15 protein-coding genes, 1 tRNA gene and 1 riboswitch are annotated in these 12996 nt (G+C 61.3%); of the genes, 10 read left to right on the forward strand and 6 right to left on the reverse strand.

The features are described 5' to 3' along the window. Positions 1–86 precede the first annotated feature (86 nt). Positions 87–146, forward strand: a riboswitch (Fluoride riboswitch). 56 nt (positions 147–202) lie between these two features. The 3 genes from GGQ85_RS10135 to GGQ85_RS10145 all read left to right on the forward strand — a co-directional run bounded on the left by GGQ85_RS10135 (position 203) and on the right by GGQ85_RS10145 (position 966). After that, positions 203–412, forward strand: a complete 210-nt coding sequence (locus GGQ85_RS10135; RefSeq protein ID WP_079445257.1) for a hypothetical protein — start codon at positions 203–205, stop codon at positions 410–412. After that, on the forward strand, positions 409–789 hold the full coding sequence (gene crcB, locus GGQ85_RS10140; protein WP_087881084.1) for a fluoride efflux transporter CrcB: 381 nt from the start codon (positions 409–411) through the stop codon (positions 787–789). Before GGQ85_RS10135 ends, crcB begins: the two co-directional genes overlap by 4 nt. A gap of 103 nt (positions 790–892) precedes the next feature. Further along, a tRNA-Gly gene (locus GGQ85_RS10145) sits at positions 893–966 on the forward strand. Between the two features lie 53 nt (positions 967–1019). Here GGQ85_RS10145 and GGQ85_RS10150 read toward each other — a convergent pair. From GGQ85_RS10150 to GGQ85_RS10160, 3 genes are all read right to left on the reverse strand, one after another. Then, complete coding sequence (locus tag GGQ85_RS10150; protein ID WP_309774393.1) at positions 1020–1376, reverse strand: cupredoxin domain-containing protein; 357 nt, start codon at positions 1374–1376, stop codon at positions 1020–1022. A gap of 8 nt (positions 1377–1384) precedes the next feature. Then, a complete protein-coding gene (locus GGQ85_RS10155; protein WP_309774395.1) occupies positions 1385–1906 on the reverse strand; it encodes a DUF4142 domain-containing protein in 522 nt (173 codons plus the stop codon). Between the two features lie 95 nt (positions 1907–2001). Beyond that, on the reverse strand, positions 2002–2694 hold the full coding sequence (locus GGQ85_RS10160) for an RNA polymerase sigma factor (protein ID WP_309774397.1): 693 nt from the start codon (positions 2692–2694) through the stop codon (positions 2002–2004). Positions 2695–3066: 372 nt separating this feature from the next. Here GGQ85_RS10160 and GGQ85_RS10165 point away from each other — a divergent pair, with 372 nt between their 5' ends. After that, the gene (locus GGQ85_RS10165; protein WP_079445299.1) at positions 3067–3525 is read left to right on the forward strand and encodes a hypothetical protein; all 459 of its coding nucleotides are present in this window, start codon (positions 3067–3069) and stop codon (positions 3523–3525) included. Positions 3526–3886: 361 nt separating this feature from the next. Beyond that, positions 3887–4483, forward strand: coding sequence for an SCO family protein (locus tag GGQ85_RS10170; protein ID WP_309774400.1), 597 nt, complete (start codon positions 3887–3889; stop codon positions 4481–4483). On the opposite strand, the gene GGQ85_RS10175 is transcribed toward GGQ85_RS10170, so the two are convergent. After that, positions 4474–6540 (reverse strand): glycosyltransferase, encoded by a 2067-nt coding sequence (locus GGQ85_RS10175; RefSeq protein ID WP_309774402.1) that lies wholly within the window; start codon positions 6538–6540, stop codon positions 4474–4476. The genes GGQ85_RS10170 and GGQ85_RS10175 overlap by 10 nt on opposite strands. 48 nt (positions 6541–6588) lie before the next feature. On the opposite strand from GGQ85_RS10175, the gene GGQ85_RS10180 reads away from it, so the two are divergent. The 4 genes from GGQ85_RS10180 to pyrE all read left to right on the forward strand — a co-directional run bounded on the left by GGQ85_RS10180 (position 6589) and on the right by pyrE (position 10508). Continuing rightward, positions 6589–7497 carry a transporter substrate-binding domain-containing protein gene (locus tag GGQ85_RS10180; RefSeq protein ID WP_309774404.1) on the forward strand — a complete coding sequence of 303 codons (909 nt, stop codon included), beginning with the start codon at positions 6589–6591 and terminating at the stop codon, positions 7495–7497. A gap of 56 nt (positions 7498–7553) precedes the next feature. Further along, entirely contained in the window at positions 7554–9185 is a 1632-nt protein-coding gene (locus GGQ85_RS10185) for a lysine--tRNA ligase (RefSeq protein WP_309774406.1), read from the forward strand. Between the two features lie 88 nt (positions 9186–9273). Continuing rightward, on the forward strand, positions 9274–9792 hold the full coding sequence (locus GGQ85_RS10190; RefSeq protein WP_374708873.1) for a L,D-transpeptidase: 519 nt from the start codon (positions 9274–9276) through the stop codon (positions 9790–9792). Between the two features lie 152 nt (positions 9793–9944). Further along, a complete protein-coding gene (gene pyrE, locus GGQ85_RS10195; RefSeq protein ID WP_079445298.1) occupies positions 9945–10508 on the forward strand; it encodes an orotate phosphoribosyltransferase in 564 nt (187 codons plus the stop codon). Positions 10509–10588: 80 nt separating this feature from the next. Here pyrE and GGQ85_RS10200 read toward each other — a convergent pair whose 3' ends face one another. Then, positions 10589–11161, reverse strand: coding sequence for a thermonuclease family protein (locus GGQ85_RS10200; RefSeq protein WP_309774408.1), 573 nt, complete (start codon positions 11159–11161; stop codon positions 10589–10591). Between the two features lie 73 nt (positions 11162–11234). Then, on the reverse strand, positions 11235–11450 hold the full coding sequence (locus GGQ85_RS10205; protein ID WP_079445297.1) for a DUF1674 domain-containing protein: 216 nt from the start codon (positions 11448–11450) through the stop codon (positions 11235–11237). A gap of 190 nt (positions 11451–11640) precedes the next feature. Here GGQ85_RS10205 and GGQ85_RS10210 point away from each other — a divergent pair, with 190 nt between their 5' ends. Continuing rightward, on the forward strand, positions 11641–12993 hold the full coding sequence (locus tag GGQ85_RS10210) for an RsmB/NOP family class I SAM-dependent RNA methyltransferase (protein WP_309774409.1): 1353 nt from the start codon (positions 11641–11643) through the stop codon (positions 12991–12993). The last annotated feature ends 3 nt before the right edge of the window (positions 12994–12996 follow it).

Consider the following 12996-nt stretch of genomic DNA (forward strand, 5'->3'; position numbering starts at 1 on the left):
GAAAGGCACTAGCCTCATCCTTTGATTGAGCATGATCTTATCCGAAAACCGGCTTTCCCTTTTCGGGATCATGCTCTAGCATAACCGAAATCGATGGGGATGGAGTCCCCCGACAACCGCCGCAGGCTGATGACTCCTACCGGGCGCCTTTGCGTCGGTAGGAGCTATTTCCTTCCCCGCTGCGCCCGAGAAAGGGCGCGTGATGAACAGACTTCCGAGTTCGCTATCGGTCTCGTTGTGGGGCGTCGGCGTTTGCTGGGTGGCCGTTGCGATCGGCTACCTGATGGATTCCGAGACGCTCCCGGTGATTTCCCTATTGATCTCTCTGGCGGTTCTTCTGGCGATCCCTCTGGTGGTCATCGGCGTCTTGGGCGGTATGGCCGAATGGCCGCAGAAGGAGCAAAAGCCTTGAAGTGGACGTATATCCTGGCCGTCGCAGCCGGCGGGTCGCTGGGATCGGTGGCCCGCTATCTCGTCGCCATCGGTTTCGGCAAATTGCTGGGCCCGAAGTTTCCGTGGGGAACGCTCGTCATCAATGTCACGGGGTCGCTTCTGATCGGACTGTTCGCCGGCCTGTTCGCTGTCCGATGGAGTCTGCCTCAAGCCGTACGCATCTTCCTTATCGTCGGAATCTGCGGCGGCTACACCACGTTCTCCACGTTCTCGCTCGATTCATTCTATCTGATCCAGCGGGGCGAAGTGGCTGCCGCCGCCTTTTACATGATCGTTTCCGTCGTGCTATCGGTTGGCGCGGTGATCGCGGGCTTACAGATTGTGCGGGTGCTTTAGAACGATCCTTCGGACATTTCCCCGCTGTTGCGGAGCGGTTCGCTCGCTTGACGTCTTGGCGGGCTGAGCGCCATCGGTTACATCAGGGGTGGAGAGCCGATAAGCGGGCGTAGTTCAATGGTAGAACGGCAGCTTCCCAAGCTGCATACGAGGGTTCGATTCCCTTCGCCCGCTCCAACGTCGTCCGGCGGTCTCCTGCCGCCCGACCGTGCGCTTCCGTCTCCCAAGGATTACGGCGCGATCGTCAGCCTGGCTTTCATATTGGGATGGAAGCGGCAGTAGTAGTCGATCATTCCCGCCTTTTTCAGAACGAGCTTGACGGTTTTGTTCGGCGGCAGCGTCACGTCCCAGTCGCCGTTTCGGGCCGTCGCGGTATGTGCGAAGATGTCCTCGTTGACCCATTCGACGGTGTCGCCGACCTTGGCCTCCATCTCGACCGGCATGAAAGCGAGGTCCTGCATCGAAACTCGAACCGTCGCCGCGCGGGCCGCGGCGGATAGTCCCAAGGTCGCGACCCCCATGCCCACGATGCTTAGGGCTGAGATTCCCAAGGCTGCGGCAATCGGGAGATATCCGTCCGGCTTCATGGCGCGCCCTACTTCAGTTCGGCCGCGACTTGTTCGGCATGTTGCTCGTGGCCCTGGAAGATCTTCAGCCCCGTCTGCAGCAGGCTCTTCAGCTCGTCATTGCTGGCCGACGGAATGAGCAGGGTTTCAAGGGCGTTGTCGACCGCCTTGTGATAGGCGACCTCGTTGTCGACATAGGCCTTGTCGAACGCGGCGCCCTTCAGTTTCGACAACTCCTTGAGTTTGGCGGCGGCGTTCTTGGACAGCGTGCGGCTGGTGTCGTTGTCTTCAGGGGTGACCTTCAGCTTCTTGACCAGTGCGAGCGCCTTCTCGTTCACCGCCTCATGATCCCGCACCATATCGGCGGCAAAGGCCTTCACGTCCTTGTTGGTGGATTTCTCCAGCGCCTGCTTCGCAGCGGTGACATCGATGACGCCGGCGGTGTAGGCGATATGCGCGATCTGCGGATCGGTGGGTTTCGCGCCCTGCGCGAAGGCACCGCTGCTTAGCAGTGCTGCGGCGGCGATCGCCGTGCTCAGTCGAACGAACATTCTTGATACTCCTGTGACGCCGCGATTCGAAAATCGCCGGACGTTTTGTTGCGATACACAGGATTGGATGCGGCCCCGCGGAACAGGTTCCCGAATTATTTAGTCAGACCAAGCCGGCCGAGAACCGCATCGGTCAGGCGCGCGCATCGTTTGCCGGCGAAGGGAAAGGCCTCCATCATGACCGGGCCGACCTTCTTTTCCACGTTCGCACGCAGCATCGTGCGAGCACGATGAAGCCGCGTCTTCACGGTTTCCGGCTTGAGATCGAGGAGCTCAGCGGTCTCCTCCACGTTCATTCCCTCGATCACGCGGGTGATGAAGACGATGCGGAATGCCTCGGGCAGTTCGTCAACCGCCTGCTCGACGATGTGCTGTATTTCGCGCTGGGCCATGGTTTTTTCGGGGTCATCGGAAACGGCGGACACGGGAAACTGGATGATCTGGGCGTTCAGCACACCCGGCTCCAGCGTGGTCCAGTCGACGGTGGGGCGCAGGCGTCGCCTCCGGCCAAGCGCCTCGTTGATGGCGATACGCGCCAGCCAGGTTGCGAGACGGGAGTCGCCACGAAAGCTCTCAAGATGCGTGAAGGCACGAACGTAGGTTTCCTGCACGACGTCCTCGGCCTCGCTATCGTTGCGCAGGATGCCACGCGCGATCCGGTACAGTTTGCGATTATTCGCCTGCATGATGGCGCGGATTGCGCCTTCGTCGCGCGCACGAGCGCGGCGAACCAGTTCTAGATCGTCATCGCACGGGCCGGCGACGAGCCGGGACTGAACCTGTTGCATGCGCCTCACTCCGGATCTCGGGATACTCCACCGTTAGAGGAATAGATGCGGCAAAGTCGGCCAGGTTCCCTGCATTGGTTTGTTAACCATAATTCCGCTGTCCCGATGAATCGTCCCGTTCGAGCGGCGTGAGAAAAAGTAGATACCGGTTTTGCCTCGGTATCCGAGCAAATTGATCAAGCATTTCTTCACGCGACCTGGGTTCTCCTTAAGCCGAACACGCTCGGGTAAGTGCAGCGCGTCGGCAACACTGAATTCGAATCTTATTTGAGTGATCAAGGCGATCTGGACAAAACGCCAATCTCACCAGAGGCTACGGACTTGGAGCCGCACAAAGATCACCGCCGATTCGAAATCGACACGGGGCAGATGATGAGGGTCGTGACGGGATTGCTTGCAGTGATATTCCTGCTGGGACATGTTGCTGCAAGTCATGCCGTGGTTCGGATCGGAGAGGATCGGGGCGGCCGGATCGGAACCTATCTTGATAAATATGAGGCCGTTCGCAATTCTGGCCAGTCCGTCATCATCGACGGTCTATGTGCATCAGCTTGCACCATCGTTCTCGGTACGGTCCCGCATGACAAGATTTGCGTGACGTCCCACGCTGCTCTCGGGTTTCATGCCGCTTGGGATCTCGGATCGAACGGCCGCGCCGTCACCAATTCCGAGGCGACCCTTATGCTGTATTCGATGTACCCTTCCGCAATCCAGCGCTGGATCAAAGAGCGCGGTGGTTTGACGCGGCGCATGATCTTTCTTCGTGGCCGCCAACTCGCTGACATGTATCGTCCATGCTACCTTGACGCGCAGGCGTCGTCGGCGCGCTGATCTGACATTGCCAATTCATCGTCAAAAGTGGCCAATTCATCACCACGTGATCGCACCCGGTTGCGCTTGCCTTAAGGGCGAGACTGGCCTTATCTGAAGCCTCGCCGTGTCGGCAGGGCGCTGTGGGCGCGCTACGGAACCACTGGGTCTTCGCGACGCACGCTTCCGGCCTCGCCGCCCGCTTCCATAGCGTTTTCGAGCGAAGTGGTGACCTGTTCGCGTGAAGAAAACGCGTCAAACAACAATCTAGAGCTTCGCCTCTGATTCGTCAGAAGCGAAAATGCTCTAGGCTTTTCCGCAAGTTACGAAGGCTTGATAGCGAGGACGCGGCCTTCGGAAGGCGCGATACCAAGGATACCCGATGTCAAATAGATTCGCCCGTCCGCTGATCCTGTTTGCGGCCTTCGCCGGTAGTCTCGTCGTCGGTCTCACGGTGGTGCTCTGGCTGCTCGGCGGGCTCGCCGGCACGCGCACCGCAACGTCGATCGGCGGCGGCCCATTCAAACTGACCGACCAGACCGGTCAGACTGTCACCGAAAAGAGCATGGTCGGCAGGCCGACAATTATTTTCTTCGGCTATACCCACTGCCCCGACGTCTGCCCGACCTCGCTGTTCGAGATGTCGGAGGTGTTGCGGGCGATGGGGTCGGACGCCGACCGCATCAACGCCTATTTCGTCACGGTCGATCCGGAACGCGATACGCAGGAAACGATGGCAAGTTATCTTTCCAGCTTCGATCCACATCTGAAAGGCTTGACCGGCGATCCGGCGGCTGTCCAGAAAGCCCTGGCCGCCTTTCGGGTTTACGCAAAAAAAGTCCCGCTGAAGGATGGTGCCTATTCGATGGATCACACGGCGCTGATCTATCTGATGGATCGCGAGGGCCGCTTCGTCTCGCCGTTCGATCTCAAACGTTCGGCGGAAGCGGCCGCCGCCGATCTCAAGCGTTATCTGTAGCGCTGCCACCGTTGCGCAGCCGTGTCGCGGGGGACGAGCATCCGCGAGGCGGCGGCTGATCGGATTTGCGGGGAAAGGCCATGCTCGGTCTTTTCCCATTTATATGGTTCGCTCAGCAGTTGATACAGCGCGCGCCACGCCGCAATCGAAAGACAAGCCCAATAGATCGGCGTCAACGCCAGGATCCAGCCCTGATGCAACTGCCCGCGCCGCGCAAGGCCCATCAGGCCAACCACGATCGTGGAGACGAAGCCGGCGGCGATTGTGGTCAGATGCAGCGGCGTGACCGCGCCCGTGGCAAATCCGCCGCTGATGGCGCCGGCATCCGCCAGCAAGCGCAACGTCATATCGACGACGAGGATCGGAAAGGTCAGCGCCGTCAGCACGTTGCCCCCGATGATGGCATTCAGCGTGAAAAACCCCTTTGCGCCCGCGTCCTTCCATAACCGCCGGGGCCGGCGCATATGCACGCTCCAGGTCTGCATCCAACCCTTCATCCAGCGCGAGCGCTGGCGCAACCATCCGCCGAAACGCGCCGGCGCCTCCTCGAAAGTCGTCGACGCGAAGGTGCTCGATCGATAGCCGAAGCGCGCCAGCCGAAAGCCGAGGTCGGCATCCTCGGTGACGTTGTAAGCATCCCAGGCGCCCACCTCGCGAAGGACCGCGGTGCGGAAGTGGTTCGACGATCCGCCGAGCGGCAGCGGCACGCCGAAGGACGCGAGCCCGGGAAGGAAGACGTCGAACTGTCCGGCATATTCGGCGGCAAACATGCGCGAGAGCCAGCTGTCCGACTGGTTTTCGATGCAAAGGCTGGCCTGCACGCAGGCGACATCGACGCCTTGAGTACGGAAGGCATCGAGCGCGGCGCGTAACTGGCCGGGATCAGGACGATCTTCGGCATCGAATACGGCGGTGAAGCTGCCGCGCGCGAACGGCAGCGCGCAGTTCAACGCCTTCGGTTTGGTGCGCGGCCCTTCCGTTGGAGCGAGCAGGACCTGGACTTGCGGCATCGGCCCAAGTCTTGCCAGAGCGGCGCGGGTTTCGAGATCGTCAAGCTCGATCACGATGATAACGTCGAGCTTTTCGCGCGGGTAGTCCAAGGCTCCGATGGCTTGTAAGAGCGACGCGACCGATGAGGCCTCGCGATAAAGCGCCGCAATCACCGTGTAGACCGGCAAACAATTATCGGGAATGCGTGGCGGGCTCCGGACCGAGCGCCGCGGCGTCAAGCTGGCCGCGAGCCGCAAGCCGATAAATGCGAGGAACCACAGCGCCAGCGCGCTGCTCCAGATGTCCGGGACGACCGTCGGCGTCAGCGTCATCATAACGCTCAGGAGGACAGTCTGAGCAAGCCGTCGCATTGTGCGCAGCCGGCGTCCGCGGGAGGTGTCGTCGGCAGCCGGCGCAGCGGACAGGGCCGGGAATCGTCGGCCGAGCGTATTGGCGGCGGAGCGGCCGAGCACGTCGCCCGCTTCCTGCCGCAGCAGAAAGTGATCGAGGTTTTGCTTCGATGTCAGCAGAACCCGGTCGCGTAAAGATGGATAGGCGGCGGCGAGACGGCAGAGTCGCCGTGCCGTGAACCCGCGCGGCGCGACAACCCAAAGCAACTGTCCTCGCTGGCGCAGCGGAAGCAGCCCGTGTTGTGCGACGCGGGATAAGTAACGATCGGGCAAGGGGCAATCGGAGCGGGAAATCTCGGCGAACGTCTCGATCGCAAGACCGGTTTGAAAGGAAAGTGCTTGCAGATAAGCATCTTCATCAATGACGCCCGACCGGATCAGCGCTTGATCCGCGCCGGTGCCCACTTCCCGGCCGCGCGCCTCGGCAGCGCTCAGCAGCGCCGGAGCGAGAACATGCCGCAGGCAATCCAGTTCGCTCGCCGGACCGGGCTCGGGGTCGCCCAGCCAGTTATCGTTGCTCGACCGGGGGATGCAAATGAAGCCGGGCGCAAGCGCCGAACTCTCAGGCACAGCACGGCGGAGCGCGTCGGCCCGGCCGCCATCCTCTACACGATTCCGCCCCGGCAAGTCGCGTCCCCACGCAAACGATACTCGCATCCCGTTCCGGATGGTCTATAAAACCCTCCGTTCGAAAAGCCCCCGTCAATGCAACCACAGATTACAGTTTCCGACAACGAAAGATTGATCCGCCGCGGCGCGGCCACGCTGGGTTGTTTGCTCGCCGCCGGCTGGATACTGGTTGCCGGAGCAGCGACCGGCTGCGCGCGCGCGCAGACCGCAACCGTCGCGCCGCAGGCCGTGCCGGGCTTCTGGGATCCGCGCCACCGTCCGGACCGGCCCGATCTGTCCCGCCTCACCGTGATTCGCTTTTTGACGGAAACCGACTATCCGCCCTTCAACTATACCGGTCCCGACGGCAACCCGGCCGGCTTCAATGTCGATCTGGCGCGCACCCTGTGCGAGGAGATCAAGGTCACCTGCACGGTACAGATGCGGCGATTCGAGACGCTGGTAGACGCGCTTTCCAGTAACCGGGGCGATGCCATCATCGCCTCTCTCGCGGTCACTCCGGAATTACGCAAGCGTGTGGATTTCACCGACCCTTACTATCGAACACCTGCCCGCTTCGTGTCACGGCGCGACGTCGTCATGTCCGAGGTGCGTCCGGAGTATCTCGAGGGTAAGAAGGTTGGCGTCATCGGGGGGTCCGCGCACGAGGCCTACCTCAAGGTTTTCTTCACCGACGCCGAACTCCACGGCTATCCGAACGACGAGACGCTGCGGCAGGCGCTGCGCCGGAACGAAGTCGACTTTATTTTCGGTGACGCCATCTCACTGGCGTTCTGGATCAACGGCACCGATTCGGAAAGCTGCTGCGCATTCAGCGGCGGCCCCTTTATCGAGAGCCGCTATTTCGGCGAGGGCATCGGCATTGCTGTGAAAAAGGGCAATGACGTGCTGCGCCAGACACTGAACTGGGCGCTATTCCGGATCTGGGAGAAAGGCCGGTATACCGATCTGTGGCTGCGGTATTTTTCCGTCAGTCCGTTTTAGAGCACGATCCTGAAAAAATGTGGCGCAGCGGAAGACGCCGCGCCATGGAGAGCAGAATGTCTGACGTCCCATCAGCGAGCGACCTTCGTGAACTCGCCGATCAATCTAATGCGTGGCCGTTCGAACAGGCCAAGGCGATCGTCGCTCGCCTGAAGAAGGCGCCGAAGAATGAGGTGCTGTTCGAGACAGGCTACGGCCCCTCCGGCCTGCCGCATATCGGCACCTTCGGCGAGGTCGCGCGCACCACGATGGTGCGTCACGCCTTTCGCGTGCTGACCGAAGATAAAATCAAGACGCGGCTGCTGGCGTTTTCCGACGACATGGACGGCTTGCGCAAGGTGCCGGACAATGTGCCCAACAAAGAGCTGCTGGCGCTGGATCTCGGCAAGCCGCTGACGAAAGTCCGCGATCCCTTCGGCACTCATCCGAGCTTCGGCGAGCACAACAACGCCCGGCTGCGCGCTTTCCTCGACACCTTCGGTTTCGACTACGAGTTCGCCAGTTCGACCGCCTACTACACGTCGGGCCGCTTCGATGCGACACTTCTGAAGGTGCTCGAAAAGATCGACAAGGTGATGGCGATCATGCTGCCATCCTTGCGCGAGGAGCGCGCGGCGAGTTATTCGCCGTTTTTGCCGATCTGCCCGCGCACCGGCGTGGTGCTGCAGGTGCCGATTGTCGCGCATGACGCGGCAGCCGGCACGGTTTCCTACGACGACCCCGAAACCGGAGAGCGGGTCACAGTCCCCGTCACCGGCGGGCACTGCAAATTGCAATGGAAGCCGGACTGGGCGATGCGCTGGACCGCGCTCGGCGTCGATTACGAGATGGCCGGCAAGGACCTGATCGATTCGGTCAAACTGTCCGGCAAAATCTGTTCGGCGCTCGGCGGCACGCCTCCGGAAGGCTTCAACTACGAACTGTTCCTCGACGACAAGGGCCAGAAGATTTCCAAGTCGAAAGGCAACGGCCTGACTATCGACGAGTGGCTGCGCTATGCCTCGCCGGAATCGCTGTCGCTGTTCATGTACCGCGAACCGAAGGCGGCGAAGCGGCTGCATTTCGACGTGATCCCGCGCAATGTCGACGACTATCAGCAATTCCTCGAAGGTTATCCGCGTCAGGATGCGAGGCAGCAGCTGGTCAATCCGGTGTGGCATATTCATGCCGGCCATCCGCCCGCGGCCGACATGCCGGTCACGTTCCAGTTGCTGCTGACGCTGGTCTCGTCCTCGAACGCGGAGAATGCCGAAACCCTGTGGGGTTTCATCGGCCGCTATCGGCCGGGCGTCACGCCGACCACCCATCCGAAGCTTGACGCACTGGTCGGCTATGCCATCAACTATTACCGCGATTTCGTGGCACCGACCAAAACGTTCCGCGAGCCGACCGCGAGCGAACGAGCCGCCTTGCAAGACCTGCGCGATGCGTTGTCACAACTGCCCGCAGACGTCTCGGCAGAAGACATCCAGAACACGGTCTACGAGATCGGCCGCCGCGAACCTTTTCTCAACCACAAAAAGCTCGCCAAGGACGGACGGCCCGGCGTCTCGCTCGACTGGTTCAATATGCTCTATCAGGTGTTGCTGGGTCAGGAGAAGGGACCGCGCTTCGGCTCGTTCGTCGCGGTCTACGGCGCGCAGAATGCCATCGCGATGATAGACGGCACCTTGGCGCGGGCGGGTTAGCATCTTTCTCCCTCCGCTCATTTGCAAACAGATTTGAAGCAGGACTTTTTTTGAAGCGGACTCGTTTTGAAGCGGATTGGAGCGAAAAATGTTGAGGCGGGTTGCGACGGTGTTTGCCGCCATGATCACAATGGGCTTTTCCGGCATCCCATCAGCCGAAGCGCGGCCTGATATGGTCGGCTATCAGGGCGACTATGCGCCCGGTACCATCGTCGTGAAAACCAACGAGCGCCGGCTGTATCTGATCATCGATTCGAATCGCGCGCTGCGATATCCCGTTGGCGTCGGCAAAGCCGGCAAGCAATGGACAGGCACCGCGCGCATCGAGGGCAAGTATCGCGACCCGGCATGGGCGCCCCCGGACGATGTAAAACGCGACAATCCGAAAATCGCGGACGTGATCGCTGGCGGTTCGCCTGCGAATCCGATGGGCGTCGCGGCGATGACGCTCTCCGGCGGCGGGCAATACGCCATTCACGGCACCAACCGGCCGGGGACGATCGGCCGCTTCGTGTCATACGGCTGCATCCGCATGTACAATAACGACATTGACGATCTCTACCGGCGCGTGTCAGTCGGCACGCCCGTGGTGGTAACGCAACAATAGATCGCGACGAGTCGCGAATATGCTCGACATCGGTCTACTATCTGAGGAATCATTGTCACGGCGACTGGTTGAGCGTATAGACCGGCTTCTTTCCCATACGCTGATAGGACACGATGGCCCGTCAATTCGCCACATCGACTGAGCCCGAAGCCATGGCTGAAGACAGCAAAGTCCGCCAAAGGGCTTTTGAGATTATCAAGGCCCGATCGTTCGGTCGCGGCGACATCAAATTGTCTTCCGGGAAAAGCAGCACGTTTTACTTCGATATGAAGCCGACGATGTTGTTTCCCGAAGGAGCCCATGCGCTGTCCGAACTCATTCTCGCTCGCCTTTTCGGCAAGAGCATAGATTTTATCGGTGGATTGGAGATGGGAGCGGTCCCGCTGATTTCGACCGTTAGCCTTCTCAGCCACATCAAGAATGAACCGCTTCCCGGCTTCTTCGTTCGGAAAGAAGTCAAAAAACACGGAACCCAAAAGCTCATCGAAGGGGTTCCCAACGGCGGCCTCTCCGGCAAGAAGGTGGTCATCCTGGAAGACGTCACGACAAGCGGCGAGTCAGCCATGATCGCGGTGTCGGCCGCCCAAGCTGCAGGCGCCGAAGTCGCGATGGTGTTATCGATCGTCGACAGAGGCGAGGGGGCCGTGGCCGTTTATAAAGGGAGAAATATTGAATTCGACTCCCTGTTCACCGCGAGCGAATTCCTGGATTCTTAAGCTTCTGAGGCGATCACAACGCGGCAGCGAATCGTTACAGACAAAAAAAAGCCGCGGCTCACGCGGCTTTTTTGCGGTGACTACCGGCCCACACTGTTGCACCAGCTTTCGCGATGACCACCATGATAGGCGCGGGCAAGACCGCTCGCTACCATCGCCGCTGCGATGTCGGAGGTTCGCGCCGTCGCGGCATCGGCAACCACCCGTCCGTTATATTTGTCGGGGCCGATATTGGCGATCGTGACGCCGCCCTCGCCGAGCAGATCCCGCAGCCGGGCGCTGGCGGCTTTCGCTAGCCGAAATTCCTCGGAACATGAGGCCTTCATTTCCGCTGTGTCGATGCCGCGTAGCCGCACCCGCGTCGTCATATCGAGGCCGGGCCACAAATGAACCAGCGCCTCGAAGGTATCGCCATCGATCGTCCTGATCACGTCGACCTGGTGCCGTCCCGCCGAACCAGCGGCGCGAGCCCAGATCGCCCGCGTCTCCGTCGGCGTTTGGGAGTTAACGACCTGCGGCCAGCCAATCCAGCTCCGGATCGGGAGCATGGTTCCGGCCACCACGCCCACAATAAAGATCCAGGGCAGAACCGGCGACAATCGGTGGCGCCAGCGCGGCCCGGGCAATGCATTTATTCTGGTATATGGGTACATATTCCTAGCATAGAGCGAGTCGGGTCACCCGGCAAGCCCACGCAAGCGGTGGCAGGAGGAAAAAGCGCGCCGCTCAGAAATCCGATGCGATGCCGTTGCGTTCCCAATCGCCGAACCGCGTCGGTTCGGGACCCTTCGGCCCCAAAACCTCTTTAACCCATGCAGATGCATCGGTCTGCGCGGCGCGGCGAGCCTCGGCCTCGGCAAGCGCGCGCTGAGCCGCAGGCGTCGGCGACTTGCGCGGGTCCATCTCTGCGCTCCGCAGCGACGCGGACGGCTCGTCGGTCATGCATATTCTCCGGTCAGCGAGACGAAGCGGAAGCGTATGAAACCGTTTCCACAGATCATGCAAATGCGTGAAGATGGTGGCGATTCTTATATTTGGCTTATTCGCATGTCATAAATCTGGATCCGCCGCGACGGACGCACAGCAGATGCGTCCGCCATCCCCTGATCCCCTTAAGCGATGTGCCTGCCTCATGCCGTCCACCAGATTCGCACCGCCGACCGAGGCTCCGGGCCTTGCGGCCCGGCGCATCGCAGCGGATATCCTCGACGGCGTCCTTCATAAGCGTCGCACCCTCGATGAACAGCTCGAGGGTCCCACCGCGCATCCCGCGCTGAAATCGCTTGCCGACCGCGACCGTGCCTTGATGCGGCGTCTGGTGGCGACGATCCTGCGCCGGCTCGGAACCCTCGGCCATTTGCTGTCACGGTTGCTCGATCGCGGCATTCCGACCGATGCGCCGCGCGCGCAAAGCGCGCTTTTGATCGGCGCGGCGCAGATTCTCTGGATGGACGTGCCGGATCATGCCGCTGTCGATCTGTCAGTACGGCTGGTGCAATCCGACCGCCGCGCGGCGAAATATGCCGGACTTGTCAACGCGGTGCTCCGCCGCTGCGCGCGCGAAGGCCAGTCCCTGATCGATGAGGTCCGTTCCGAGTCGCTTGATATCCCGCCATGGCTATTGGCACGTTGGTGCGGACACTACGGCGAAAGCACCGCGAAAGCGATTGCCGACGCGATCAACCACGAGCCCGCCCTCGATCTCACCATCAAAGCCGACGCGGCACACTGGGCGACACGACTGCACGGCGAGGCCTTGCCGACCGGGACCGTTCGCACCTCGCTGCAAGGTCCTGTGACGATGCTGCCGGGATTCTCCGAGGGGCAATGGTGGGTACAGGACGCCGCCGCCGCGCTGCCCGCGCGACTGTTCGGCGATGTCACCGGACAGCGGGTCATCGACCTCTGCGCGGCGCCGGGCGGCAAGACAGCCCAACTCGCGCAGGCCGGTGCAGACGTAACCGCGATCGACCGATCACCAAATCGGGTAGCGCGGCTACGCGAAAATCTTGGCCGTCTATCGCTGAACGCGCGGTCACTCGTCGCCGATGCCATCGACTGGTACGATGATGTCGCCAGCGACGGCTTCGACGGCGTGCTCGTCGATGCGCCCTGCTCCGCAACCGGCACCATCCGCCGTCATCCGGACGTGGCCTGGCTCAAGCAAGAATCGGATATCGCGGCGCTGACCACCCTGCAACAAAGGCTGCTGAAAAAGGCGATCACACTGCTCAAGCCCGGCGGAACACTGGTCTATTGCACCTGCTCGCTGGAACCCGAGGAGGGCGAACAGGTCGTTGCCACGCTGCTTGCATCCGAACCAGGCATCCGGCGCGTGCCAGTCAGCGACGCCGAAGTGGCCGGACTGTCTGATATCGTGACGCCCGCGGGGGATCTGCGCACTCTGCCCTGCCATCTGCCACACGATGATCCCACGCTGGGCGGACTAGACGGCTTCTATGCGGCACGATTGACCAAGTCCTGATTC

Origin of the sequence: Nitrobacter vulgaris (assembly GCF_031453995.1) — a bacterium.
GTDB lineage: Bacteria > Pseudomonadota > Alphaproteobacteria > Rhizobiales > Xanthobacteraceae > Nitrobacter > Nitrobacter vulgaris.